The sequence below is a fragment of the Geodermatophilus sp. SYSU D00703 genome, assembly GCF_054050155.1.
On sequence record NZ_JBJGYU010000006.1, the window covers coordinates 152,813 to 177,941 of the forward strand.

The 25,129-nt window shown below is 74.6% G+C and carries 20 protein-coding genes; 9 read left to right on the plus strand and 11 right to left on the minus strand.

What is annotated here, in order from left to right; all coding sequences use genetic code 11:
* Window positions 1-23: 23 nt before the first annotated feature.
* Together ACI782_RS09520 and ACI782_RS09525 are read left to right on the plus strand one after the other, a co-directional pair.
* The gene (locus ACI782_RS09520) at window positions 24-1,139 is read left to right on the plus strand and encodes a glycosyltransferase family 4 protein (protein ID WP_456908444.1); all 1,116 of its coding nucleotides are present in this window, start codon (window positions 24-26) and stop codon (window positions 1,137-1,139) included.
* Window positions 1,140-1,199: 60 nt separating this feature from the next.
* Window positions 1,200-2,543, plus strand: a complete 1,344-nt coding sequence (locus ACI782_RS09525; protein ID WP_456908446.1) for an acyltransferase family protein — start codon at window positions 1,200-1,202, stop codon at window positions 2,541-2,543.
* 39 nt (window positions 2,544-2,582) lie between these two features.
* On the opposite strand, the gene ACI782_RS09530 is transcribed toward ACI782_RS09525, so the two are convergent.
* From ACI782_RS09530 to ACI782_RS09545, 4 genes are read right to left on the minus strand one after another with little or no spacing between them, the layout of a single operon-like run.
* Window positions 2,583-4,040: a glycosyltransferase family 4 protein gene (locus tag ACI782_RS09530; RefSeq protein ID WP_456908448.1), complete on the minus strand. Its 1,458-nt coding sequence runs from the start codon at window positions 4,038-4,040 to the stop codon at window positions 2,583-2,585.
* Entirely contained in the window at window positions 4,025-5,239 is a 1,215-nt protein-coding gene (locus ACI782_RS09535) for a glycosyltransferase family 4 protein (RefSeq protein ID WP_456908450.1), read from the minus strand. The genes ACI782_RS09530 and ACI782_RS09535 overlap by 16 nt, the downstream gene beginning before the upstream one ends.
* Before the next feature lie 34 nt (window positions 5,240-5,273).
* Window positions 5,274-6,518: an ABC transporter ATP-binding protein gene (locus ACI782_RS09540; protein ID WP_456908452.1), complete on the minus strand. Its 1,245-nt coding sequence runs from the start codon at window positions 6,516-6,518 to the stop codon at window positions 5,274-5,276.
* A 4-nt stretch (window positions 6,519-6,522) separates the two neighbouring features.
* Complete coding sequence (locus ACI782_RS09545; RefSeq protein WP_456908454.1) at window positions 6,523-7,497, minus strand: ABC transporter permease; 975 nt, start codon at window positions 7,495-7,497, stop codon at window positions 6,523-6,525.
* Between the two features lie 225 nt (window positions 7,498-7,722).
* Between ACI782_RS09545 and ACI782_RS09550 the strand changes: the two genes are divergently transcribed.
* Genes ACI782_RS09550 through ACI782_RS09565 form a run of 4 tightly spaced genes read left to right on the plus strand, consistent with a single transcriptional unit; the run spans window position 7,723 to window position 12,664 of the window.
* Window positions 7,723-8,706: a glycosyltransferase family 4 protein gene (locus ACI782_RS09550; RefSeq protein WP_456908456.1), complete on the plus strand. Its 984-nt coding sequence runs from the start codon at window positions 7,723-7,725 to the stop codon at window positions 8,704-8,706.
* Complete coding sequence (locus ACI782_RS09555; protein WP_456908458.1) at window positions 8,703-9,629, plus strand: hypothetical protein; 927 nt, start codon at window positions 8,703-8,705, stop codon at window positions 9,627-9,629. The genes ACI782_RS09550 and ACI782_RS09555 overlap by 4 nt, the downstream gene beginning before the upstream one ends.
* Entirely contained in the window at window positions 9,616-10,920 is a 1,305-nt protein-coding gene (locus tag ACI782_RS09560) for a class I SAM-dependent methyltransferase (RefSeq protein ID WP_456908460.1), read from the plus strand. Before ACI782_RS09555 ends, ACI782_RS09560 begins: the two co-directional genes overlap by 14 nt.
* Window positions 10,921-10,972: 52 nt before the next feature.
* Window positions 10,973-12,664 (plus strand): hypothetical protein, encoded by a 1,692-nt coding sequence (locus ACI782_RS09565; RefSeq protein ID WP_456908462.1) that lies wholly within the window; start codon window positions 10,973-10,975, stop codon window positions 12,662-12,664.
* Between the two features lie 18 nt (window positions 12,665-12,682).
* Here ACI782_RS09565 and ACI782_RS09570 read toward each other — a convergent pair whose 3' ends face one another.
* The 3 genes from ACI782_RS09570 to rfbB all read right to left on the minus strand — a co-directional run bounded on the left by ACI782_RS09570 (window position 12,683) and on the right by rfbB (window position 17,472).
* Window positions 12,683-15,466 (minus strand): N-acetylmuramoyl-L-alanine amidase, encoded by a 2,784-nt coding sequence (locus tag ACI782_RS09570; RefSeq protein ID WP_456908464.1) that lies wholly within the window; start codon window positions 15,464-15,466, stop codon window positions 12,683-12,685.
* Window positions 15,467-15,592: 126 nt separating this feature from the next.
* Window positions 15,593-16,480: a dTDP-4-dehydrorhamnose reductase gene (gene rfbD, locus ACI782_RS09575; protein WP_456908466.1), complete on the minus strand. Its 888-nt coding sequence runs from the start codon at window positions 16,478-16,480 to the stop codon at window positions 15,593-15,595.
* Window positions 16,477-17,472 carry a dTDP-glucose 4,6-dehydratase gene (gene rfbB, locus ACI782_RS09580; protein WP_456908468.1) on the minus strand — a complete coding sequence of 332 codons (996 nt, stop codon included), beginning with the start codon at window positions 17,470-17,472 and terminating at the stop codon, window positions 16,477-16,479. Before rfbB ends, rfbD begins: the two co-directional genes overlap by 4 nt.
* Before the next feature lie 285 nt (window positions 17,473-17,757).
* On the opposite strand from rfbB, the gene ACI782_RS09585 reads away from it, so the two are divergent.
* Window positions 17,758-19,311: an LCP family protein gene (locus ACI782_RS09585; RefSeq protein ID WP_456908470.1), complete on the plus strand. Its 1,554-nt coding sequence runs from the start codon at window positions 17,758-17,760 to the stop codon at window positions 19,309-19,311.
* 373 nt (window positions 19,312-19,684) lie between these two features.
* Here the strand turns inward: ACI782_RS09585 and ACI782_RS09590 are convergent, their stop codons facing one another.
* The 4 genes from ACI782_RS09590 to ACI782_RS09605 are packed head-to-tail and all read right to left on the minus strand — an operon-like array spanning window position 19,685 to window position 23,349.
* Window positions 19,685-20,440 (minus strand): decaprenylphospho-beta-D-erythro-pentofuranosid-2-ulose 2-reductase, encoded by a 756-nt coding sequence (locus tag ACI782_RS09590; RefSeq protein WP_456908472.1) that lies wholly within the window; start codon window positions 20,438-20,440, stop codon window positions 19,685-19,687.
* On the minus strand, window positions 20,437-21,810 hold the full coding sequence (locus ACI782_RS09595) for an FAD-binding protein (protein ID WP_456908474.1): 1,374 nt from the start codon (window positions 21,808-21,810) through the stop codon (window positions 20,437-20,439). Before ACI782_RS09595 ends, ACI782_RS09590 begins: the two co-directional genes overlap by 4 nt.
* Window positions 21,803-22,774 carry a decaprenyl-phosphate phosphoribosyltransferase gene (locus ACI782_RS09600; protein WP_456908477.1) on the minus strand — a complete coding sequence of 324 codons (972 nt, stop codon included), beginning with the start codon at window positions 22,772-22,774 and terminating at the stop codon, window positions 21,803-21,805. Before ACI782_RS09600 ends, ACI782_RS09595 begins: the two co-directional genes overlap by 8 nt.
* Window positions 22,775-22,824: 50 nt before the next feature.
* Complete coding sequence (locus ACI782_RS09605; RefSeq protein ID WP_456908479.1) at window positions 22,825-23,349, minus strand: phosphatase PAP2 family protein; 525 nt, start codon at window positions 23,347-23,349, stop codon at window positions 22,825-22,827.
* An 81-nt stretch (window positions 23,350-23,430) separates the two neighbouring features.
* Between ACI782_RS09605 and ACI782_RS09610 the strand changes: the two genes are divergently transcribed.
* Window positions 23,431-24,234 (plus strand): TIGR03089 family protein, encoded by an 804-nt coding sequence (locus tag ACI782_RS09610; RefSeq protein ID WP_456908481.1) that lies wholly within the window; start codon window positions 23,431-23,433, stop codon window positions 24,232-24,234.
* A 42-nt stretch (window positions 24,235-24,276) separates the two neighbouring features.
* On the plus strand, window positions 24,277-25,129 hold an 853-nt coding region (locus ACI782_RS09615), incomplete at its 3' end, for a CoA transferase subunit A (protein ID WP_456908483.1).

Below are 25,129 nucleotides of genomic sequence, written 5' to 3' on the forward strand. Positions count from 1 at the left end.
CCGCCCCGGGGGAGGATGCGCGCGTGCGGATCGGACTGGACGCCACGCCACTGCTCGGGCCCCGCACGGGCATCGGCCGCTACACGGCCGAACTGCTCCGCGGCCTGGCGGCCGACGCCGGGCAGGACGACCTCGTGGCCACGGCGTTCACCGTGCGCGGCAGCGAGCGGCTGCGGGCCACGGTTCCCCCAGACGTGCGGGTACGTGCCCGACGGTTGCCGGCGCGGCTGCTGCGAGCGGCGTGGTCGCGCGCGGAGGTCCCGACGGTCGCGTGGTCCGCCGGCGGGCTCGACGTCTTCCACGCGACCAACTTCGTCCTGCCGCCACCGGGGCGCGCCGCCGGCGTGGTGACCGTCCACGACCTGTCCTACCTGCACACGCGCGGGGCGGTCGACCGGGCGTCGCTCGCCTACCGCGAGCTCGTGCCGCGCAGCATCGCGCGCGCCACCACGGTGGTCACGCCCACCCACGCCGTCGCCGAGGAGGTGGCGGCCGAGTACGCGATCGACCCGGAGCGGATCCGCGTGACCCCCCTCGGCGTGGACCCGAGCTGGTCGGCGACCCCGCCCCCCGACGCCGCGTGGCTGCGGGGGCGGGGGCTGCCCGGCGACTACGTGGTGGCGGTCGGCACCCTGGAGCCCCGCAAGAACCTGCAGGTCCTGGTCGACGCCTTCGGCCTGCTCCTCGCCGATGACCCGGCGGGCCCCGACCTCGTCCTCGTCGGTCCTCCGGGATGGGGTGCGGCCCTCGAGACGGACCGGCTGCCGCCGGGCCGGGTGCACCTCACCGGCTACCTGGACGACGCCGAGCTGCGCCAGGTGGTCGCCGGCAGCCGCGGGCTGGCCTTCCCCTCCCGGTACGAGGGGTTCGGGCTGCCTCCGCTGGAGGCGCTGGCGTGCGGTCGACCGGTCGTCGTCAGCGACCTGCCGGTCATGCGCGAGGTCCTCGGGCCGCACGCGACGTACGTCCCGGTGGACGACCGGACCGCCCTCGCCGCCGCAGTCGCGTCCCTCGGCGACCGGCCGGCCGGCGCCGCGGCCGCGGCCCGGGCGCACGCTGCGGGATACACGTGGGACAGGTGTGTCCAGGAGACACGGGAGGTGTACCGGCGGGCCGCCTCCTCCACTCCGGCTCCGTAGACGGACCGGTCCCTCCTGTCACCATGGGGGGACACGAGGACGTCAGGAGGACCCGACAGCATGGTGGACCAGCGGGCGGCAGAGCGAGCTGCGCCCCACGACCCGCTGACGGCCGCGGCGCCCAGGACGGCGACCGCCGAGCGCAGCGACGCCGCACGCACCCGGCGCGGCCGGCTGGAGTTCCTCGACGCGCTGCGCGGGATCGCGGCACTGACCGTCGCCGTCCAGCACATCGGGGAGACCCACTGGACCGAGGTGCTGGGCTGGTCGCACCACTGGTTCCGCGCCGGGGAGTTCGGCGTCCTCGTCTTCTTCCTGTGCAGCGGCTTCATCATCCCCGCCTCCATGGAGCGCCGCGGGGACCTCACCGAGTTCTGGATCGGCCGGTTCTTCCGGCTGTGGCCGCTGTACCTGGTGGTCCTCACACTCGTCCTCGCCGCGTACGGCCTCAGCGACCGCATCGGTCCACCGGAGGGCTACCGCTCGGTGGCGGACTCGCTGCTCAACACGACGATGCTGCAGGTCTTCACGACCCGGCCGCTGGTGATCGGCGCCTCGTGGACCCTCGGGTACGAGCTGGTCTTCTACCTCCTGGTCTCGGTGCTCTTCGTCCTCGGGCTGCACCGGCGGTCGGCCACGACCGCGACCGCGCTGCTGGTCGCCGCCCTCGGGCTCGGCGGGGCCACCACGCTGTTCATGGCGCAGCGGCGCCCCGACGACTGGTGGACCTTCCCGCTCGCCGGCCTGCTGCTGCTCGTCGTGGCGGCCGGCCGGGTGCGCGGCACCTCGCCCCGGCTCGCCGTCCTGGGCATGGGCGTGGTCGTCGTGCTCGCCCTCTCCAACCGCCCGCACGACCTGTACTTCTCGTTGCTGCTGCTCGGCAGCATGTTCGTCGGGACGGTGCTGTACCGGTGGACCGCCGGGGAGACCTCCGGCCGGACCGCGGCCGGCGTCCTCGCGCTCGCGCTGGTCGTCATCGTCGTCGCCCAGCGGGCCTGGCACGTCGGCTACGCCGAGCCGATCACCGGGGAGACCCCGCAGTGGTGGACCGAGGTGGCCACGTTCCTCGCCGCCTACGCGGTGTTCGGCGCCGCGCTGCTCCTGCGACACCGCAGCTGGCCGCGCGCGCTGACCTACCTGGGCACGATCAGCTACTCGGTCTACCTGCTGCACGCCCTGGTGCTCATCGTGTTCCCGCCGGTCCCCGGCGGGCCCTGGGCCGGCTTCGCGGCCATGCTCGCCGCCACGCTGCTGGGGTCGGTCCTGACCTACCACCTGGTGGAGAAACCGTCGATCACGCTCGGCCGGCAGGTCGCCGCGGCCCGGCGCCGCCGCCTGGAGACGGCGGCTCCGGTGCCCGCGGTCACCCGGGTCGGCCAGGAGGCCTCCCCGACCCGGGAGTGAGCGGCCGGGGCTGCCGCGCCCCCGCCGCCGCGGGAACGCTCAGCCGGTGGGCCGGTCGGTGTCCGGGCGCACGTCGTCCGCCGAGCCCGGGCGGGGCGGCGTGGCCGACGTCGCGGCCTCGGCCCGGCGGCTGGACTCGAGGGCGACGACGGTGGCCGCCTGCAGCTCGTTGACGCGCTGCACCAGCGGGTCGACCTCCCAGGCCGTGGCCCGCCGGATCAGCCGCTTGACGAATCGGACCGACCGCCGCGGGTGGTTGGTGTCCGGAGGGCCCATGCGCGGCAGGCGGCGCAGCGGCGCGGAGCTGGAGACGACCGCCGCGGACGCGGTCGAGCGGTGCCGCCGGGCGGTCCCGGTCGGGCGCACCGACCCGGCTCGGGCGCGGACCCGCGCCTGGACCTCCGCGTGCAGGTCGCCGCTGTCGGTCAGGCCCTCGGCCCAGCCCAGCGAGTCGGCCGGCTGCGACGGGCGCGGGAGCGCCTCGATCATCGCCGTGCGCAACTCGTCGTCGTCGGACACCAGCCGGACGTCGCTGCGGGCGGCGGCCTGCTCGGAGAGGCCGCCCACCCGGGTGGCGATGACCGGGCGCTCGAACAGCGCCGCCCGCTCCATGACCCCCGACGACCAGATGTTGCGGTAGGGCAGGACGACGACGTCCGCGGCCACGATCCACCGGTCGAACAGCTCGTCGCTGACGTACCCGCGGTGCAGCGTGGCGCCGTCCACCGAGCCGCAGAGGTCGGCGAGGTCGGCCTCGTAGCGCACCATGTCCGGGTCGTCGACCCGCACCGAGCCGACGACGTCCAGTCGGGCGTTCCAGGCGGCGAGCCCGTCGAACGCCTCGACCGCGCGGTCGAAGCCCTTGGACGGCTGGATGAAGCCGATCGCCAGGAACACGAAGACGTCCGGGTCGATGTCGAGGGACTCGCGGGCCGCCGCCCGGTCGAGGTGCGTGTGCCGCTGGAAGTCCGCGCCGTGTGCCACGAGCGACACCCGGCTCGGGTCCACGCCGAAGTCGGCGATGAACGCCTCGCGCTCGGAGTTGGTGTGCACCTTGATCTCATCGGGCAGGCGCCACAGCCGGCGGGCGACCTGGCCGTCGGGGCGGCGCGGATCCCCGTGCCGGCCGTCGATCTCGTGGACGACGACCTCGAGCCGGCGAGCCAGGCCGAACGGAACGGCCAGCGCCGTGCTCTCTGCCATCCGCGCGCCGGCCCGCCCCGGGTCGGGATAGAAGAAGTCGGGGTGGAACTGGACGATCACGCGGTCGTAGTCGCGCACCCGCTTGGCCAGCGCCAGTGCCCCGCGGGGCCCGACGAGGTCCAGGTGGTGGTGGGCGGCCGACGGCCCGGGCGACAGGACCTCGACGTCGTGGCCCTGGCGGCGCAGCGCGCGGACCGTCTGCAGCGCGTAAGCGGCGATCCCGTCCCGCACCGGTGGGTAGGGCGAGACCATGAGGATCCGCTCCGGGGCAGCGCTGGTCACGGCGTCGTCCATGTCCTGAGGCCCTCCTCGACCCCGTCGAGCACCTGGTCCCACGTGTAGTGCGAGAGGACGTAGTCGCGGCCCGGCTCGGCCAGCCGCCGGGCCAGGTCCGGCGCCTCGGCGACGAAGCGCAGACACTCGGCGAACTCGGCCTCGTCGTCGTAGACCAGGCCGGCACCGGACCGCTCGCAGTGCCACCGGACGACGTCGCTGCCGCCGTTGGCGATGACCGGCGTCCCCGCCAGCCACGCCTCCATCACCGTCCGCGAGAAGGCCTCGTACCGGCTCGGCTGCAGGTAGGCCTCGGCCGCCGCGAAGGCGTTGTCCCGCTCCTCGTCCGGCAGGAACCCGAGGTCGACGACGCGGTCGGCGATCGATGCCGGTGGCCGCACCTCGCCGGTGCCGAAGGTCACCAGCGACAGGGGCAGGCCGCCCGTCTCCACCGCGCGGGCGAAGGCGGCGAGCATGTCCTCCCACCCCTTGGCGCCCTCCCGCCGGCCGGCGTAGAGGACGAACCGCTCGGGCAGCCCGTAGCGCTGCCGGAAGCCCTCCGGGTCGTAGCCCTCGGGGACCTCCACCCCGCACCCGACCACCGCGTGCGGTGCCAGCCGCGGCGCCACCCGGTGGGCCAGCGCGTGCTCGGGCTCGGTCTGGAAGTAGAGCCCCGCGATCCCGGAGAGGACCGGCTGGAACAGGTCGAGGTAGGCCGCCGGCTCGTCGTGCAGGCAGGTCCACAGCAGGCTGCGTTCGGGCAGCAGCTGGCTGCCGGCGTAGGCGGGCCAGAAGACGTAGGGCCCGTAGACCAGCGCGCGGTAGTCCTCGCCGTGGTCGAGCAGGTGGTGGTAGAGCTCCGGGGACCGCATCCCCGCGTTGATCCAGCGCTGCTGGGCCTGCAGCCCCAGGGGCTGCCCCGTGGCCACGGCCGCGTCGAGCACACCCCGCTCCGGGGTGTCCTCGAAGACGGCCGGGAACCGGCGCACGTGCAGACCGTCCTCGACCGACTCTCCCGGCGGCAGCACGTTGTCCCACCGGAAGTGGTCGAGCGCGGACGTCGTCAGGATCTCCACGTCCCAACCGCGGGTCGACAACCCCTTGGCGATCTGCGTCAGGACGATCTCGGCGCCGCCGACCATGCCCTTCCCGAACCGGGCGGGGACCAGACCGATGCGGCCCGTCCGCTCCTCTGACCGTGTGGCGCTGATGCTGCTCATCCTCCCTGCGTCGTCATCCGTCGCGCGACCTGGCTCAGACCTGTTCCGTGACCGACCGGGGCGCGCCCGCCCCGCTGAGCAGCCCCTGACCGGCGACGCGGTACCCCGGCTGCAGGTGCACCGTGCCGTCCTCGACGACGTCGGTCACGACCCGGAACGCCGCCACCCGGTTGACCCGGTGGAACACCGTCCGGTTCCCGGTGTCGGCGACGGCGACGCTGCACTGGTACACGCCCTCGGTCAGCGGCACCCGCGGGAACTCCACCACCACGTCGTGCACGCCCGCCGGCAGGTCCGGCAGGACCACCCCGACCCGGTCGCTGTTGGCGCCCCACACCACCTGGCCGCCGGAGTCCTCCAGCGCCACGCCGACGATCCAGTCGTCCAGCGGGCGCGGCGTCTCGACGCGGAAGGACACCTGCAGCGGGTCCCCCGAGGCGATCGTGCGCACCGGCTGCCCCGTCCCGTCGGCCACCGCGACGCCGGAGACGGTGACCCGGCGGGTCCCGAGGTCGGCGACGTCGTCGGGGTCCCGGTCCCCCTCCTCGGCCTCCTGGTTGAGGTCACGGAAGGCGCGCACCGCCTCGGTGGGCGTCCCGTCGACCAGCATCCGCCCGTGGTCGAGCAGCACCGCCCGGTCGCACAGCTGGCGCACCTGGTCCAGGCCGTGGCTGACGAAGACGATCGTGCGGCCCTCGCGCTGGAAGCGCCGGATGCGGTCGAGGCACTTGCGCTGGAACGGCTCGTCGCCGACGGAGAGGACCTCGTCGACGAGGAGGACCTCCGGGTCGACGTGGACGGCAACGGCGAAGGCCAGCCGCACGTACATGCCGCTCGAGTAGAACTTGACCTGGGTGTCGATGAACTCCTCGATGCCGGAGAAGTCGACGATCTCCTCGAAGTACGCGTCGGTCTGCTTGCGGGACAGCCCGAGGATCGCGGCGTTGAGGTACACGTTCTCCCGGCCGGTGAGGTCCCCGTGGAACCCCGCCCCGAGCTCGAGGAGCGCGGCGAGCCGGCCGCGGCGCTCCACGTACCCGGTCGTGGGCGCGAGGATGCCCCCGATGATCTTGAGCAGGGTGCTCTTGCCCGACCCGTTGTGCCCGATGAGCCCCGTGGTGCTGCCGGAGCTGAAGCTCAGGTCGATGTCCCGCAGCGCCCAGAACTCCTCGGCGTGCTCCTTGGACCGCCGGGCGTTGACCAGCCGCTCCTTGAGCGACTTGTCCTTGCGGAGGGCGAACTGCTTGGAGACGTCGTGCACCCGGATGACGTCGGTCATGGACTCAGAGCTCCTGGGCGAAGTTGCCCTGCGCGCGGGCGAAGACCCGCTGGGCGAACCACACAAAGACGAGGCCGGCGGCGATCAGCACCCCGAGGCGCAGGTACAGGTTGCCGTCGTAGTAGAAGGCCTGCCCCTGCTCGGTGAGCCCGCCGGGCCACAGGGCGCGCTGGAAGGCCAGCACGACGTTGGCCATGGGGTTGGCCATGTACACCTGGAAGAGGACGTCCAGCGAGTTGTCCTCGACGAGCGTCGTCTGGACCTTGGTCCAGTCGTAGACGATCGGCGTCATCCAGAACCACAGCAGCAGGCCCACCTCGACGAGGTAGGTGATGTCGCGGAGGAACACGTTGCCGGCGGCGAGGACCAGGCCCAGGCCGGTGGCGAACAGCACGAGTGCGACGAGCGCCAGCGGCACCAGCAGCAGGTCGCCCGGCGCCGGGAACTGCCACGTCACGACGTAGGCCGCGACGAGGATCACCGCCTGCAGCAGGAAGTTGACCACGCTGGCCCCGACGACGGCCAACGGGAACAGCTCCCGCGGGAAGTAGACCTTCTTGACCAGCCCGGCGTTGCCGACGATCGACCCCGTGCACCCACCGATGACGTCGGTGAACAGCGTCCAGGCCAGCAGGCCGGTGAACAGGTAGATGCCGAACTGCGGGATCACCCGCCCGGACCCGAGGAAGACCCCGATCGCCACCGCGTAGACCAGCAGGTAGAGCAGCGGCCGGAGCAGCGTCCAGAGGAACCCGAGGACGCTGTCCTTGTACTTGACCTTCAGTTCCTTGCGGATCAGCTGGCCGAGCAGCTCGCGGTAGGCCCAGACGTCGCGGGCGGTCGGCCAGAACCCGCGCCAGAACGACGTGGCCTCGTTGACGCGCTCGAACGGCTGGTCCGCCAGCGGAGGGGCCTCGTGGGCGCCGGCCGCGGGGCCCACCCGGCGCTCAGCCGTCAGCGCCGGTTCGTGTCGTGGCATGGAGGCGATCGTACGTAGCGGAGTCGCCCACCCCCGGTCCGGAAGCGGAACGGTCCCCCTCGGTCGGCCCCCGCGGGCCACCCGCGGCACATCTCCCCCTCGCGCCTCACCGGCCCATCGCACCGCGGCTATGGTCGGTCGCAGATGCGGAGCAGGGACGCACGGGTCCCCCTGTGAGGAGGTGCCGAGCTGGACATCGTCGTCTGCGGGGCGCAGAAGCCCTTCGTGCGCGGCGGGGCCGAGCAGCACCAGGAGAACCTCGTGGCCGCGCTCGTCGCGGCGGGGCACCGGGCCGACCTGGTCCGCCTGCCCGTGGCGTGGGAGAAGGGCCGGCTGTTCGACTCCCCCCTGGCCTGGCGGATGGTGCCCGTCGACGCCGACCTGGTGATCGCCACGAACTTCCCGTCCTACTTCGTGCAGCACCCGAACAAGGTCGTGTGGCTGCTCCACCAGCACCGCGGCGCCTACGACGGGTTCGCCGCCGGGGCGTCGTGGTCGGACTTCGGCCTGGACGACGTCAGCCTCGAGGAGCAGCGGCTGATGACCGAGTGGGACGTCGTCGCCCTGCGCGAGGCCCGGCGGGTCTTCAGCAACTCCCAGGTCGTGACCGACCGACTGACCCGCTTCAACGGGTTGGACAGCGAACCGCTGGCGCACCCCCCGCCCCTGCACGACCGCCTGCACCCCGGCCCCTCCGGCGACTACGTGCTCTCCGTGCAACGCCAGGAGGCCAACAAGCGGCCGCACCTCCTCGTGGACGCCATGGCCGACGTCCCCGCCGGGGTCCGCGCGGTGATGGCCGGCCGCGGGGAGCTGCTCGACGACCTGCGGCAGCGGGTCACCGACCGCGGCCTCGGCGGTCGCGTGGACCTGCCCGGCTTCGTCGCCGACGAGCGCCTGGTCGAGCTGTACGCCGGAGCGCTCGCCGTGGTCTACGTCCCCGAGGACGAGGACTACGGCTACGCGACGCTGCAGGCCTTCTACGCCGGCAAGCCGGTGATCTGCGCGGCCGACTCCGGCGGGGTGCTCGACTGGGTCGAGGACGGCGTGACCGGGCTGGTGACCGACGGGACGCCCGCCGGGCTGGCGGCCGCGGTCCGCCGGCTGCACGAGGACCGCGACCTCGCGGCCCGCATGGGTCAGGCCGGCCGCGAGCGGGTCGCCGCCCTGTCCTGGTCCGACGTGGTCGCCCGGCTCACCTCGGCATGACCCCGCCCCCGCGGCTGGCCGTCCACGTGGGACGGCAGATCCCGAACGCCCTGGCCCCGGTGCTGGTCGCCGCCACGCCGTGGTGCGAGCCGGTCGCCGTCGCGGAACGGGAACCGGCTCCGCCCGGTGTCCTCGCGCACCTCTACACCAGTGACGTCCTCCCCCGGCGCCCGGCGGCCCCCTTCGCGGTCTGGCAGCTGCCCGGCGGCGCGCCGGCCGCGGCCCCGGGCGCGCTGGTCGTCGGCGAGGTGGGCACCGGCGTCGCCGCGGGCGCCCACCTGCTCGCCTGCCTGCTGCCCCCGCCGGATCGCGCGCGCCTCCTGCTGCCGTTCACGCGGGAGTGCTACCGGCGGCTGCGCGGCCTGCCCGGGGACCTGGTGGCCGTCGACGAGGGGACCGGCCCTGCGTGGGGCGCCGCCGACGGCACCCCCGCCCCCGCCCGGCCGGAGGACTGGCCGACCCTCGCTGCCCTGGCCGGAGCGGTCGTGGCCCTGGACGAGGTGGCGCTGTGGTCGGCGCTGGCCTGGGGGGCACCGGCAGTGACCGCCCCGGCCACGGCCCGGCGCCTGGACCTGGTCCCCGGAGAGCACGTCCTCACCGGGGACGACCCGGGCGAGCGCCGGTCGCTGGCCGCGTCCCTCGCCGGCGACTCGGTCCGGGCCGCCCGCCTGGGCCGGCACGGCTGGACGGCGGTCCGCGACCGCCGCCCCGAGGGCGTCGCTGCGCTGCTCAGCTCCCGGCTGGGTCTCACCCGTCGTCGTGACCTCACCGCGCCGTCCGGGCTGACCGAGGCCCTGGACGCGCTGGACACCCCCCGTGACGCGCTCGTGCGACGCCGCGCTCGCGAGGCCACAGCCGACCTTCCCGGTGCCGTCACGCAGGGATGGCGACCGAACGAGAGGAACGACGATGTCCAGCCCTGACCCGACCAGCGCCGAGGCGGTCGAGCAGTTGCGCGCGGCGGGCGAGCCGGCCGCGACGAGGGACGCCCCGCCGCCGGCGAGGGAGCTGGCCCGCCGGCTCGCCGGCCCGGCGCGGCGGGCGGCCAGGACGGCCACCCGCCGCATCGCCGACCGCGCGTACCGGCGGGTGGCCGAGCGGGTGAACACCAGGCTCAAGGACATGGTGCGCGAGGAGGTCGCCGCCGACCCGACGGTGGGCCAGCTCCGGGAGCTGTCCAGCCACGGCATGCTCGACGAGCACCGGATCCGGCACCAGGACGAGTCGGTGCGCGCCACGCAGGTGAACCTCGAGCTGCTCAAGGGCGAGTTGCGGCACATCCAGGGGGTCCTCGACGAGCTGGGCATGGCCTTCGCGCCGGCGACCGGGCTGGCCGGCGCGGGAGCCCGGTTCGCCGAGTTGCGCGAGGCCGTCCACGCCCTCGAGCGGCGGCTGCGCAACAGCAGCCTCCCGTCCGGTCCCCCGGCGGGGAGCGCGGACGGCGGGGCGCCGCCGGTGCCGGCCCCGGCGGACGGTCGGCGCCCCGAGGTCCTCTCGTCCACGCTGTTCGACTACGTCGGCTTCGAGCGGCGCTTCCGCGGAGACCCCGAGGAGATCCTGGCCACGCTGGTCGACCGCTACGGCGACCAGCTCGCCGACCACCAGCCCGTGGTGGACCTCGGCTGTGGCCGGGCCGAGCTGCTGGGCCGGCTGGCCGAGCGCGGCGTGGAGGTCGTCGGGATCGAGCCGGATCCCGGGATGGCGGCGGAGGCGCGTTCCCGCGGGATCACCGTCCACGAGGCGCTGGCCGGCGACTGGCTGCGGTCGGTGCCGGACGGCTCGCTCGGCTCGATCATCACCACGCACGTGCTGGAGCACCTCGAGCTGGACGACCTCATCGAGCTGCTCGAGCTGTCCGCGGTGAAGCTGCGTCCGGGTGGGGTCTTCATCAGCGAGACCCCCAACCCGGCGTCCCTCATCGTGCTCGGCAACTCCTACCTGCTCGACCCCACCCACGTGCGGCCGCTGCACCCGAGCCTGCTCGCCTTCCTCTGCGAGAAGGCGGGCTTCCGGGACGTCCGGCTCCAGTTCTTCTCGCCGGCGACCGGATACCACCTGCCCCGGATCCCGCTCGAGTCCCAGGACGACCTGCCCCCGTGGGCCGCGGAGGTCCGGACCGCCGTCGACGAGGGCTTCGCCCGGTTGAACGAGGTGCTCTTCGGCCCCCAGGACTACGCCGTCGTCGCCACCACGGCCCCCGCCGCCGAGGGCTGACCGGACCGACCACCGGGTGAGCCGCGCCCGCGGCTCCCGGGGAGGAGCTCCCTTGGCACGGACGACGTCGGACGTCGCCCCCCCGTTCGCCGACCAGCCCTCCGTCGCCCCTCGCGGGGGTCCACGGTGGCTGGTCCCGGCGGCGCTGCTGCTCACCGCGGTCCCGTTCGTGGTCGCCGCCGTCCGCGTGCTCCTGACCCGCGACGCGTCCTTCCAGTTCGCCGGGGACCAGGCGATCATCGGCCTGGCGACGCACGAGGCCGGCGACGGCGACCAGCAGCTGGGCCCGTACTCCCGGTACGGCTGGGCGCACCCGGGGCCCGCGTGGTTCTACCTGATGGCCCCGTGGATGCGCCTGTTCGGCGACGACGACGCCGCCCTGGTCGCCGCGAGCCTCGTGGTGCACGGCCTGCTCGCCGTGTTGCTGGTGGCGGCGGTCCCCCGCCGGGCCCGGGCGGTCGTCGGCGTGCTTGCCGCCGGCGTCGTGCTGCTCTACGTGCTGCGCATGCCGGGCGCGTTCTTCGTGGACGTCTGGAACCCGTACGCGCTGCTGCTGGGCACCGCCCTGTTCCTCGTGCTCGCCGTGCGCTGCCGGGAGGGCCGCTGGACCGGGCTGCTGCTGCTCGTGGCCGCCGGCAGCTACCTCGTGCAGACCCACATCGGCACCGCTCCCCTGGTCGCCGCCGTCGGGCTGGCCGGCCTGGTGGCCTTCGTCGTGGGCCGGCGACGCCGCCCGCCCGCGGAGGGGGTGCCGGCGGCCCCTGCCTCCCGGCGCAGCGGGCTCGCGACCGCGGCCGCGGGAGCCCTGGTGGTGGCGCTGTGGTGTCCGGTGGTCCAGCAGCAGGTCACTGCCGCGCCGGGCCAGGGCAACCTGCGCCTGCTGCTGGACTTCTTCCTGCTCGACCCGCCTCCGGACGCGGTCCACCCGACGCTGCTCGAGGCGCTCATCGCCGTCGGCCGGGTGCTGGCCATGACCCCCTACGGGTGGGGGCCCGGGCCCTGGGAGATGGACGTCTCCACGCTGCCCGCGGCCGTCCTCGTCGGGCTGGTCGCGCAGGCCGCCGCGTCCGTGCTCCTGCTCGTGGCCGGTCGCCTCTGGCGGCGTCCGGGTGCGTGGTGGTCCGGCGTCGTCACGCTGGTCGCCCTGCTCGCCGCCATCGCCTCCGCGAAGACCGTCTCGGGGATCCTCTACTGGTACCTGCTGACCTGGGTGAGCGTGCTGCCCGCCGTCACGGTGCTGGGCCTGCTCGGGCTGGCCGACCGCCTGCCGGTCCCCGGGGCGCTGCGGTCGCGGGCGGTCCGCCTGGCCCGTGCCGCAGCGCCCGCCGCGCTCGCCGTCCTGGCGGCGCTGGCGGCGCTGGTCGCGGTGTCGCTGAGCCGAGGCCTCGCGGCCCTGCCCGCCTCCGAGGCGGTCACGGCCGCGCAGCGCCTCCTCGACGGCCAGCTGGCCGCCGGGCCGGGCGACGTGGTGCGGGTGGACATCGCCACCCACGACCGCTGGCCGGTCGCGGCCGGCCTGGTCGAGAACCTGGCCGCCGAGGACGTCACCGTCACCGTCTCCGCCGGCTCGGCCGACCTCTTCGGCGCGGCCCGCGTCAGCGACGGCGGCGAGGACGCCGTGGTGACGGTGGCCGCGCCGGACGACCCGGCGCTCGGGCAGCTGGTGGCCGCGGGCACCTGCGAGCTGGGGACCGTGGCGGGCCCCGAGGGCCCGACCACGGTCCTGCTCACCGCGGGCGGCTGACGGGGCCGCCCGCGGTGCTCAGCGGAGGTGGGTCTCCGCGCCTCCGGTGGCGGTCCAGCTGATGTACCCGCCCTGGAAGTCGCTGCGCCGACCCCCGGGGACGTCGTACTCGTCGCTGGTCGGCAGCCCGAGCCGCGACGTGGCGCCGCCGGCCTGCTGGTAGGCGACGTTGATGCTGCCCCGCACCTCGTGCGCGCCCGTCTCGGCCGACCAGTAGACGACGCCGCCCTGGAAGGACACGCCGTTGCCGCGCCCCCCGGCGAGCCGGTACTCGCCGGTGGTCGGGAACCCGAGGGCGCTGCGCTGCGCACCCAGCGCCCTCCACTTCTCGAGGATGCCGCCCCACAGGAGCTGGGCGCCGGACGCCTGGCTCCAGTAGATGGCCGAGCCGTTGGTGAACGTGGTGTAGCGGCCGCTCGCGCCGGGGGTGGCCTGCTCGCTGGTCTTCGGCAGCAGCCCGGCGCCGATGCCGCCCGCGGACAGCCAACGCTCCCGGATCGGGCCGTGCAGCCCGTGCGAGCCGCCCGCCGGCGACCAGACGATGGTGCCGTCCTGGAACTCCTGGACCGACGCGGTGCGGCCGTAGGTCTCCCCGCCGAGGGGGTAGCCCAGCGGCCCGTCGCCGGCCCCGGTGCGCAGCCACTCGGCCAGGTTGCCGCCGACCACCTGCTGGTTCCCCCCGGCCGTCGACCACACGAGAGCCCTCTCCCCGGTGAAGACCTGGTGCATGCCCGACCCGTCGCGGCCGTTGACCTTGCCGCCGCGCGGCATCAGGCCGGACGAGGGGCCGCCCAGGGCCTCCCACCGCGTGAGCATCCGCCCGGTGATCGGGTGTCCCCCACCGGCCGCCGACCACGCGACGACGCCGTTCTCGAACTCCTGCACGACCCCGCCCTTCGCGGCGGTCTCCCCCGAGACGGGGTAGCCGAGCGGGCCGGCCTCCCAGCGGTGGGCGGCCCAGGACTGGCGGATCCCGCCCCACACGAGCTGGGCGCTGGTCCGGTTCGAGCGGTAGATGGACGCGCCGATCGTGAAGTGCACGTAGCTGCCGACGCCGTCGGGGGTCGTCGTCTCCTCCGTCGAGGGGAACAGCCCGGCCGCGGCCGCCCCGGCGGCCCGCCAGCGGTTCCGGATCTCCCCCGTGAGCGCGTGCACACCGCCGGCGGCCGAGTACACCAGGGTCCCGCCCTGGAACTGCTGGTGCGCGCCGCCGGCCACCTGCTTCTCCGGTCCGACGGGGTAGCCGAGCGGGCCGGCCTCCCAGCGCCGGGCGGCCCAGCTCTCGCGGATCCCGCCCCAGACGGCCTGCGCGCCCGTGGACGGCGACCAGTAGACCGAGGCGCCCCGGGTGAAGTGGTTGTAGCGGCCGACGCCGTCGGGGGTGCCGAGCTCGTCGGTGGTCGGCGCCCCGAGCACCGCGGGGCCGCCCGCGGCGAGGTAGCGCTCCAGGATCGAGCCGTAGACCAGGAAGGCGCCGGTGTCCGCCGAGGTGTACAGGCGGCCGCGCTCGTAGACCTGCCAGGTGACCCCGGCGGCCTGCTGCCGCCCACCGACGGGGGCACCGAGAGCCGCGCGGACGGCGGGGTCGGCGTACCGCTCGGTGATCTTCTCGTACGGATCGTCGACCATCAGTGCCGCCACCCGGTTCCGGATGTCACCGAGGCGGGCGTAGCCCTGGGCACCCGGGCAGGAGGTGGTGCCGACGTCCCGGTGCCCGAAGACGGTCGGCAGGGTGACGCGGGTGCCCGCGGCGTACCTGGCCGTGCCCCCGCCGCCGGAGGTGAGCACGGTGGTGCCGCGCGGGTCGACGCCGTGCAGGGAGAACTTCCAGGCGGTGATCGCGGAGACCGACTCGACCACCGCCTGCGGCACGGCGACCGTCTCGTAGGTGCCGAGCATCGAGACGCCGAAGGTCCCGGTGTTGAACCCACCGGCGTGCGCGCCGACGACCGGACGGGAGAGCCCGCCGTAGCGGCCCTCCCAGAGCCGGCCGAACTTGTCGACGATCGCGTTGTAGCCGATGTCGCCCCAGCCACGGCTGACCGCGTGGTAGCGGTAGATCGAGCGCATCATGGCCGGCACCTGATCGGCCGTGTAGTTGTTGGTGTCCGCGGTGTGGTGCAGGGTCGCGGCCCTGATCGTGCCGGCGTACTGCGGGGTCCAGCCCATGATCGACTCGTCGGCCCCCCACTGGGCCCGTGAGTAGACCGGCGGCATGGCCATCGCCGCGTCGGCGGTGTCCTGGATGTCCGGGGTGCCGAGGGAGGCATCGGCCGCGCTGTCGCCGGGGTCCACGAGGTCCAGCTGCACGTCGGTCGGCTGCGCCCCGGAGCGGGTCACCAGCTCGGCCTCCACCGCGGTCGCCGGACCGGTCCACAGCGGGGCCGTCCCGCCGCGGACCCTGCCCTCGGTGTCCGCGTCGGGCGCTTGCTCGGCGTCCTCGCTGCCGACCTCCGTCCACTCGCCCCAGGCGCCGGAGGCGTCCCTGACCCGCACCTGCACCACCGTGTCGGTGACCGCGGGGTCGAACGCCCAGGTGACACCGACCAGGGAGAAGTCGTCGACGTCGGTGGCGCTCACGGTGAGCGTGGGAGCGTTCCCGGACACACCCGACACGGGGTCGGTGGTGCCTTCCTGCACGTCGGCCTCGGGGGCCGGGTCGTCGACCGACCCCATGGGCACCTCCTCGGTGGAGGTCGCCACCGGCTCGGGCTCGGGCGCGGGTGCGGCGTACACGGGCAGGACGAGGATCGTCCCGGTGAAGGACAAGAAGGCGGTGGAGCCCGCGAGAAGGCGGCGCATCGAGTGGGGGTCCTCCGGTTGCGTCGGTCCGCGGCGGTCGGAGACCGCCCCTCCCTCCACCTTCGGAAGGCAGACCGGACACCTTGAGGCCAGTTGCCCGTCCGGAACCGTGCCGAGGTCCTCCGGTCAGGCGCGCAACCCCTCCCGCAGCGCCGTCCGCAGGGCCGCCCGCCAGGGGCGGGGGGCGGGGAGCCCGGCCGCGGTCCAGGCGCTGCCGTCCAGGACCGAGTAGGCCGGCCGCGGGGCCGGCCGGGGAAACCGGTCGGTGGTCGTCGCGCGCACCCGGGCGGGGTCGGCGCCGATCTCCTCGAAGACCGCCCGCGCCAGGCCGCACCAGGTCACCGCCCCGGCGTTGGTGCAGTGCAGCAGCGGCGGGGCGGGCTGCGGGCGGGCGCCCACGGCCACCAGCCCGGCTGCCAGGTCCGCCGACCAGGTGGGCGAGCCGGTCTGGTCGTCGACGACGTCGACGGTGTCGCGTTCGGCCGCCAGGCGCAGCATCGTGCGCACGAAGTTGGGCCCGTGCGCGCCGTACACCCACGCCGTCCGGACGACCGTGGCGTCGCCCCCGACCGCGGCCACGGCGCGCTCCCCCTGCGCCTTCGTCCGGCCGTAGGCGCTGCGCGGGGCGACCGCGGCGTCCACCGGATAGGGCTCGGTGGCCGCCCCGTCGAAGACGTAGTCGGTGGAGACGTGCACCAGCCGCCCGTGCCCGGCCAGCTCCTCGGCGAGCCAGCCGGGGGCCCGCCCGTTGACCAGCAGCGCGGTCGCCTCGTCGTCCTCCGCCGCGTCGACGGCGGTGTACGCGGCAGCGTTGAGCACCACGGGGCGCCGGCCGCGGGCCCGCGCCCCGGCCAGCCAGCCGCGGACGACGCCCCGCACCTGCTCCTCGTCGGTGAGGTCCATCTCCGCCCGGCCCACGGCCGTGACCGTGTCCCCCGCTCGGCCCGCCAGCAGCGCGACCAGGTCGGCGCCGAGCTGGCCGTGTGCGCCGGTGACCAGCCAGGCGGTGCTCACGCCCGTGCGGTCGCGGCGGCGGCCTTCAGCGGCTCCCACCACGACCGGTTGTCGCGGTACCACTGCACGGTCAGCGCCAGGCCCTCCTCGAAGGACATCCGCGGGGCGTAGCCCAGCGCGGCGGTCTTGGAGTAGTCGACCGAGTAGCGCAGGTCGTGTCCACCGCCGCGGGGGTCGACGACGTTCTCCACGGAGCTCCAGTCGCGGCCGGTGGCCTCCAGCAGCTTCTCGGTGAGCTCCCGGTTGGACAGCTCCCGGCCGCCGCCGATGTTGTAGAACTCGCCCGGGCGGCCCTTCTCCAGCACCAGCTGGATGCCGCGGCAGTGGTCGTCGACGAACAGCCAGTCGCGGACGTTGGCGCCCTCGCCGTAGAGCGGCACCTTCTCCCCGTCGAGCAGGTTGGTGACGAACAGCGGGATGACCTTCTCCGGGAAGTGGTACGGGCCGTAGTTGTTGCTGCACCGGGTGATCGAGATGTCCAACCCGTAGGTCCGGGCGTAGGCGCGGGCGATGAGGTCGCCGCCGGCCTTGGCCGCGGAGTACGGCGAGTTCGGCTCGAGGACGTGGTCCTCGGTCCACGAGCCCTCGTCGATCGAGCCGTACACCTCGTCGGTGGAGACGTGCACCACCCGGCCGACGCCGTGCCGCAGCGCGGCCTCGAAGACCTGCTGGGCGCCGAGCACGTTGGTGAGCACGAACTGCGAGGCACCGGAGATGGAGCGGTCCACGTGCGACTCGGCGGCGAAGTTGACCACGACGTCGTGCCCGGGCAGGGCCGCGTCGAGGTCGGCCGCGCTGCAGATGTCCCCCCGCACGAACCGGTAGCGCGGGCTCTCGGCCACCGGCGCCAGATTGGCGAGGTTTCCGGCGTAGGTCAGCGCGTCGAAGACGGTCACCTCGGCGTCCTCGAAGCCGGGGTACCCACCGGTCAGCAGGGTGCGGACGTAGTGGGAGCCGATGAAGCCGGCTCCTCCGGTGACCAGTACGCGCATGAGCCCGATCCTCCCGGGGAGAGACCGGCCGGGCATCCTCCTGCGGGGTGAGGCGTGTCGTGACGGGGCCGTCCGGACCGTCCCGTCCGGCCACCTCGCACCGTTCGTCCCAGGCGTCCCGTGTCTCCGCCGCGTGCACCCCGCCGGCCCGTCCCGGCACCTAACATCGCCGTCAGCCTCCCGCGCGGTCCACAGCCGCTCGACGGCAGTCGACGGGGGCCTGCCGCCGCGCGCGGCACGTCGCCGCCGCCCGTGCGGACCAGTGCAGAGGGAAGGACGTCCCACGTGAGCCCGAGAAAGCCCGACGCCCGGGCGGACGAGAACCGGCCGCTGCCGGCACGCCTGGACCCGCGCGCGGGTCGTCCGGGCCGTGGGCACGAGCCCCGCTCCTCCCGCACCGCCGAGGCCGCTCCGCCGTCCGGCCGCGGGCGGAGCCGCGCGGCGACGGCCTTCCGCGTGATCGGCGCGGTCCTCTCCGTCGTCCTGCTCGCGGGCTCCGGCTGGGGCTGGTACCTGGGGCAGGTCGCCGACGCCAGCGTCAACCGGACCGCCGCGATCCCCACCGAGGGCAACGAGGGCGCCTCCGGTCAGTCGGCGACGAACGTGCTCCTCGTCGGCAACGACAGCCGGGCCAGCGCGTCGGCCGAGCAGCGCGAGCAGCTCAACACCGGGGACGACAGCGGCCTCAACACCGACACGATGATCCTGGTCCACATCCCGGCGGACGGGTCGCGCGCCTCCTTCGTGTCCTTCCCCCGCGACTCCTACGTGGACATCCCCGGCTACGGCAAGGACAAGCTCAACGCCGCGTACGCCTACGGGTACAACAACGAGGCCCCGGCCGACGCGCCCGAGGCCGACCGCCAGGCCGCAGGCGCCCGCCTGCTCATCCAGACGATCAGCCAGCTCAGCGGGCTGCAGATCGACCACTACGCCGAGGTGGACCTGCTCGGCTTCTTCAACCTGTCCAACGTGGTCGGCGGCGTGGAGGTCAACCTCTGCGAGCCGGCGAAGGACAAGTTCTCCGGCGTGGACCTGCCGGCCGGCCAGCAGACCATCAGCGGCGAGCAGGCCCTGGCCTTCGTCCGCCAGCGCCATGGCCTGCCGCGGGGCGACTTCGACCGGATCGTCCGGCAGCAGACGTTCATCGCCGGCATGGTCCGCAAGATGCTGTCCGAAAACGTGCTGCTCGACCCGGGCAAGCAGCGTCGGCTCGTCGAGGCGGCGGCCGGGTCGCTGACCGTCGACGACTCCCTGGACCTGTTCGACCTGGCTGCACAGATGCAGTCGGTGACGGCGGGCAGCATCGAGTTCCAGACCATCCCCTACGTCGGGACCGCCCGGGACGAGCAGGACCGCTCCATCATCCAGCTCGAGGACCAGGAGACGCTGTACGACTTCTTCGCCCAGCTCTCCGCGGACCCGCAGGAGCAGGAGGCGGCCCCGACCAGCGAGGCCGCGCCCGCGACCGCTGACCCCTCCGAGGTCACCCTCGACGTCTACAACGGGTCCGGGACGGCCGGCCTGGCCGCGAGCGCCGCCGCGGCCCTGGGCGGTGCGGGCTTCACCGTCGCCGCTACCGGCAACGCCGACTCCTCCGACTACGAGACCACCGAGATCCGCTACGCGGCCGGTGACGAGGCCCTGGCCCGAGCCGTGGCGGCCGTCATCCCGGGGGCCAAGACGACGAAGAGCGAGGACGCCGCCACGGGGACCCTCCAGCTCGTGCTGGGCTCGGACTTCAACGGCATCGGGCAGGCGGTCACCGCGCCGGAGCAGGAGCCCGCCGCCGAGACCGAGCCTCCTCGGACGGCCGCGGACACCGACTGCATCAACTGACCGTCCCGCCGATCGCGAGGAGGGGGCCGCCCGTCGGGGTGGCCCCCCTCCTCGCGTCCAGGGCCGGGCACGTCGAGCAGCCCCCCGGGGACCGGGAGGACCACCGGCGGGGCCAGGAGGTCTGTCGCGATCGACCCGCGACGCTGGCGGGATGTCCGCTCGGGCGACGTCCGGGGTCACCAGGACTCCCGTCCGGCGAGGACGTCGTGAGCGACGTCCACCATCGTCCCGCCGTCGCAGCCGAGGAGGTCCCGGCCGGCACGGTCACCCGGCAGGCGAACAGCCCTCCTCGCGCGGAGGACCCGCCCGGGTGGCAGCGACCCGGCACCCGTCGTCGGGTGTCGCCCGGCCGTCCGTCGTGGAGGCGGACGGGTCAGATCGGCAGGCGGCGGAACAGCGACCGCGGCGTGTGGCGCAGCCCGCTCATGACCCAGCGCATGACGCCCGGCACCCAGACGGTGTGCCGGCCGCGGCGCACGCCGTCGACGATCGCCTCCGCCACCGCGTCCGGCGTCGTGGCCAGCGGCGCGTCGGCCAGGCCCTCGGTCATCTTCGAGCGGACGAAGCCGGGACGGACCACGAGGACCGAGACCCCCGTGCCGACGAGCGAGTCGGCCAGGCCGGAGAAGAACGCGTCCATGCCGGCCTTCGTGGAGCCGTAGACGAAGTTGGACCGGCGGGCCCGCTCCCCCGCCACCGAGGACAGCGCCACGATGACGCCGTGGCCCTGCGTCCGCATGCGGTTGGCGAGCACCGTGCCGACGGCGACCGGCGCCACGTAGTTGACCTGGGCCAGGGCGGCTGCGGCCGCGGCGTCGCCGGCCAGCACCTGCTGGTCCCCCAGCTGGCCGAAGGCGATCACCGCCACGTCGACGTCACCGCCGGCCACGGCACGCTCCACCATGCGCTCGGGCGACGTCGGGTCCTCGGCGTCGAAGTCGACGACCTCGACGGTCGCCCCGAGGGCGGTGAGCTCGTCGGCGGCCTCGCGGCGGCGGGGGGTGTCCCGGGCGGCGAGGACGACGCGGAGGGGACGCTCGCGCAGGTAGCGGCGCGCCGTCGCCAGCGCGATGTCGGAGGTGCCGCCGACGAGCAGCAGCGAACCGACCGATCCGAGGGCGTCGATCACAGGGCGAGCCTCCTGCTCAGGTCCGAGGTGAAGACACCGTCCGGGTCCACCCGCTTGCGCACGGCGCGGAAGTGCTCGAGCTCGGGGTACATGTGCTCGAACAGCTCCGGGCGCACGCGGGAGTCCTTGGCGAGGTAGATCCGCCCGCCGGCGTCCACCACCAGCTCGTCGAGGCGGTCCAGCAGCGTGGCCAGACCCCGGACGACGGGGATGTCGAGGGCCAGCGTCCAGCCCGGCGACGGGTAGGACAGCATCCCCGGGTTGCCTTCCCCGAAGCGCTTGAGGACGGCGAGGAAGGAGGCGTGCCCGGAGCTGGTGATGCGGACCAGCGCCTCCCGCATCGCCTCCTCCTGCCCGAAGGGGACGGTGAACTGGTACTGGACGAAGCCGCGCGGGCCGTAGATGCGGTTCCACTCGCCCACGCCGTCGAGCGGGTGGAAGAAGGCCGGGATGGTCTGCAGCTGGTCGCGCTTGCGCCGGGGCGCCTTCCGGTACCAGAGCTCGTTGAACGCCGCGACCGTGGCCGCGTTGAGCAGGCCGGGCGGGAAGACGTCGGGCACGGAGAGCCGCACCGACCCGGAGTAGCGCAGCGGGTCGGCCTGTCGGCGGGCCGGCAGCTCGTCGCGCCGGGCGAACCGGCCGCGGGTGAGCACCGAGCGCCCCATGCGACGGCCCTTGGCCACGCAGTCGATCCAGGCGACGGAGTAGTCGTACAGGTGGTCGGTCTCGGCGAGCAGGGTCATCAGCGAGTCGAGGTCCGGCGTCCGGTCGGTGTCGACCAGGATCCGCGAGCTCTCGATCGGCTTCATCCGGACGCGTGCACGCAGGATCACCCCGGTCAGGCCCATGCCGCCCGCGGTGGCCCAGAACAACTCGGGGTCGGAGTCGGGGCTCAGCCGGCGGACCTGCCCGTCGGCCGTGAGGAGGTCCAGCCAGCGCACGTGCTGGCTGAAGCTGCCGGCGACGTGGTGGTTCTTGCCGTGGATGTCGGCGGCGATCGCCCCGCCCACCGTGACGTAACGGGTCCCCGCGGTGACCGGGACGAACAGGCCCATCGGCACGAAGAGGGCCATCAGCCGGTCCAGCGAGATCCCGGCCTCGACCTCGACCTCGCCGCCGGCCAGGTCCACGTCCAGCACGCGATCGGCGGAGGTCATGTCCAGCACGGAGCCGCCGGCGTTCTGCGCCGCGTCGCCGTAGCTGCGGGCCAGCCCGCGGGCCAGCAGGCCCCGCTCGGTCCGGGCGGCGAGCAGCTCGGCCGCGTCGTCGACCGAGGTCACCGGCGTCAGGTGCGCCGGGGTCGGGGCCGTGCGGCCCCAGCCGGTCAGCGGGACCCGTGCCGCCTGGAGCGGGGCGGGGGCGTCAGGCACCGAAGACCCCCAGCCCGACGGTGGCGGCCCAGACGATGCCCAGGGCCAGCAGTACGCGGTCGTTGAGCACGATGTCCTCCGGGGCGCCGGCGGCGCCCTTGTCGACGTCCCTCGCGTATCGCAGGATCGCGAGGACGAACGGTGCGATGGAGATCGTCGCCCAGGGCACCCCGGCCTGGGACTCGACCATCTCGAAGGCCCACAGGCTGTAGGCGGTGCAGGCGACGCCGGCCGAGAGGCTCCACACGAAGCGCAGGTAGCTGGCCGAGTACTCCTGCAGGGTCTTGCGCGTGGCCGCCGCGTCGCCCAGGTAGACCAGCTCGGAGTACCGCTTCCCGGCGACCATGAACAGCGAGCCGAAGGCGGCGACGAGCAGGAACCACTGCGACAGCAGCAGGCCGGCGGCCACGCCACCGGCGATGCCGCGCAGCAAGAAGCCCGACGCGACGACCGCGAGGTCGATGACCGGCTGGTTCTTGAGGAAGAGGCAGTAGGCCAGCTGGATCACCACGTAGCTGGCGAGGACCCAGGCGAGCTCCGGCCGGGTGAGCAGGACGCCGGCGGTGAGGGCGACGGCGAACAGCACCGCGGCCAGGGCCACGGCCAGCCAGCGGGGCACGATACCGGCGGCGATCGGGCGGAACCGCTTGCGCGGGTGCCGGCGGTCCTCCTCGACGTCGATCGTGTCGTTGACCAGGTACACCGCCGACGACGCCAGGCAGAAGAGGACGAAGGCGACCGCCGTGGGACCGAGGACGTCGGCGTCGAAGACCCGTCCGGCCGCCGCGGGGGCCGCGAGCACCAGGACGTTCTTCACCCACTGCCGCGGGCGCAGGGCGCGGACCAGGCCCCAGCCGAAGCTGCCGCGGAAGCCGGGCACCCGCGGCGGCAGGCCGGGCGGGACGGCGGGCTCCTGCGCCGGCGTCCGTGGCTCGACCACGGGCGCGGTGGCGTCACCGGTCACGGCGACGTCCGGCTGCCGCCCAGGAGCGCGACCCACCTCGGAGGACACGGTCATGCCCCCGTGCCGGCGCGTCGCCGGACGACAGCGGCCACCGTCGCCCCCAGCGCGGCGCCGGACAGCACGTCGCTGGGGTAGTGGACACCGAGGAGCACCCGGGACACGAGCATGGCCCCGGTGAGGGCACCCATGACCGGGCGACCGACGAGAGGCCCGAAGCCCACCGCCGCCGCCGCGGTCGAGCAGCTGTGCGCACTCGGGAAGGACAGCCGGCTCGGCGTCGTCACCAGCGCGGGGACGTCCACGAGGTCGGGGCGTACCCGCCGGACCACTCGCTTCACCACCACGCCGGCCGCGTGTGCGGCGACGACACCCGCGACACCGGAAGCCCACTCGGACCGGCGGCGGCCCCCCAGCCACCCGGCCGCGCCGAGGGCGATCCAGCCCAGCGCGTGCTCACCGAAGTGCGACAGCCCCCGGGCGACGGGAACGGCGGCGGTGTCCCCCAGGGTGCGGCGGGTCAGCCGGAGCACCGAGTGGTCGAGGCGGGTGAGGGTCCCGCCGGACATGTTGCTCATCGGGGACCGACTGTAACCGCGGGGCTGCACCCCAGGGGGCCGCGAGCGGGGACTTCCGCGACCGGCTGCCACTCTTGCCACGTGGCCACCTCGAGACCCACCGTTCCGTCACACCTGCTCGACGCCGCACTGCGCCGGGACGCCGCGGCGCCGCTGGTGACCGCCTACGACGACGCGACCGGCGAGCGGGTCGAGCTGTCGGCGACCACCCTCGCGAACTGGGTGGCGAAGACGGCGAACCTGCTCCAGGACGAGTTCGACGTCACCACGGGGAGCACGGTGGCCGTGGCGCTGCCGGTGCACTGGCAGACCGCGGCGGTGCTGCTCGGGGTGTGGGCCTGCGGCGCCACGGTGCTCGACACCGCCGCCGAGGACGACGGCCGGCTGGACGACGCCGACGTCGTGCTGGCCGCGCAGGACCGGCTGGCCCCGCTGGAGGAGCAGGACCTCCCCGAGCTGCTGGGCCTCTCCCTGCACCCGCTCGGCATGGGGATGGCCGGGTACAGCGGGCAGGCGCGGGACTTCGCGCTGGAGGTCCGCGCGCACGGCGACGTGTTCGTCCCGTGGCAGCAGCCCGACCCGGCCGCGCCCGGGTTGCTGCTCGGCGGCCTCGAGCTCACCCTCGGCGGCCTGGTCGCCACCGCGCAGGAGCTCGCCGGACGGCTGGGTCTCGCCGACGGCGACCGGGTGCTCGTCGACGACCGCGCGGCGGCCGAGGCGGGCCCGGTCGCGTGGCTGCTCGCCCCGCTGGCCGCCGGCGCGTCGATCGTGCTGGTCCGCTCCCCCGATGAGGGCCGGCTGCCCGGGCGTGCGGCCACGGAGCGGGTCACCGCTACGCTCGGGCGGACGATCGAGGGCATCCGCGAGCTGGGCCGACCTGCCTGACGCAGCCGTCCCAGCCGCCCGGACGGACGGTGGGACTCCTGCATGGACAAGGTGGTGGGCAGCGCCGCTGAGGCGGTGGCCGACGTGCCCGACGGCGCGGTGCTGGCGGTGGGCGGGTTCGGGTTGTGCGGCATCCCGTACGCGCTGATCGACGCGCTGCTCGAGCAGGGCGCCAGCGAGCTGGTCACGATCAGCAACAACTGCGGAGTGGACGACGCGGCGCTGGGGGTGCTGCTCTACGCCGGGCGGATCCGCAAGACGATCTCCTCCTTCGTCGGCGGCTCCAAGGAGGTCGCCCGCCGCTATCTGTCCGGGCAGCTGGAGGTGGAGCTGACCCCGCAGGGCACGCTGGCCGAGCGGCTGCGCGCCGGCGGCGCGGGCATTCCGGCCTTCTACACCCCCACCGGGGTGGGGACGATGGTCGCCGACGGCGGCATCCCCGTGCGCTACGACGCCGCGGGCAACGTGGCCAAGACCAGCGTCCCCAAGGAGGTGCGCGAGTTCGACGGGGTGCAGTACGTGCTGGAGACCGCGCTGCGGGCGGACTTCGGGCTGGTCCGCGCCGCGGTCGGGGACCGGCACGGCAACCTGGTGTTCCACGAGTCGGCGCGCAACTTCAATCCGCTGGCCGGCATGGCCGGGCGGATCTGCATCGCCGAGGTCGAGCAGTTGGTCGAGCCCGGCGCGATCCGCCCGGAGGACGTGCACCTGCCCGGGGTGTTCGTGCACCGGGTGGTGGCCGGCACCGCCGCGGACAAGAAGATCGAGAAGCTGACCACCCGCCCCCGCCCGGGCCCGGGCGCGGGGGGGGCGGGCGGCGGCGGTGGCGCCCCCCCCGGGGCCCCACCTACAGCCACACGCCCCGCCACACCGCCCCCCCCCCGCCCGGCCCCGA

What these genes read in the sequence shown, in the direction of transcription:
- ACI782_RS09555 (WP_456908458.1), top strand. Translation starts at nt 8,703, where the DNA reads ATGACCCCGCCCCCGCGGCTGGCCGTCCACGTGGGACGGCAGATCCCG.
- ACI782_RS09530 (WP_456908448.1), bottom strand. Translation starts at nt 4,040, where the DNA reads ATGGACGACGCCGTGACCAGCGCTGCCCCGGAGCGGATCCTCATGGTC.
- ACI782_RS09535 (WP_456908450.1), bottom strand. Translation starts at nt 5,239, where the DNA reads ATGAGCAGCATCAGCGCCACACGGTCAGAGGAGCGGACGGGCCGCATC.
- ACI782_RS09605 (WP_456908479.1), bottom strand. Translation starts at nt 23,349, where the DNA reads ATGAGCAACATGTCCGGCGGGACCCTCACCCGCCTCGACCACTCGGTG.
- ACI782_RS09570 (WP_456908464.1), bottom strand. Translation starts at nt 15,466, where the DNA reads ATGCGCCGCCTTCTCGCGGGCTCCACCGCCTTCTTGTCCTTCACCGGG.
- ACI782_RS09560 (WP_456908460.1), top strand. Translation starts at nt 9,616, where the DNA reads ATGTCCAGCCCTGACCCGACCAGCGCCGAGGCGGTCGAGCAGTTGCGC.
- ACI782_RS09525 (WP_456908446.1), top strand. Translation starts at nt 1,200, where the DNA reads ATGGTGGACCAGCGGGCGGCAGAGCGAGCTGCGCCCCACGACCCGCTG.
- rfbB (WP_456908468.1), bottom strand. Translation starts at nt 17,472, where the DNA reads ATGCGCGTACTGGTCACCGGAGGAGCCGGCTTCATCGGCTCCCACTAC.
- ACI782_RS09545 (WP_456908454.1), bottom strand. Translation starts at nt 7,497, where the DNA reads ATGCCACGACACGAACCGGCGCTGACGGCTGAGCGCCGGGTGGGCCCC.
- ACI782_RS09540 (WP_456908452.1), bottom strand. Translation starts at nt 6,518, where the DNA reads ATGACCGACGTCATCCGGGTGCACGACGTCTCCAAGCAGTTCGCCCTC.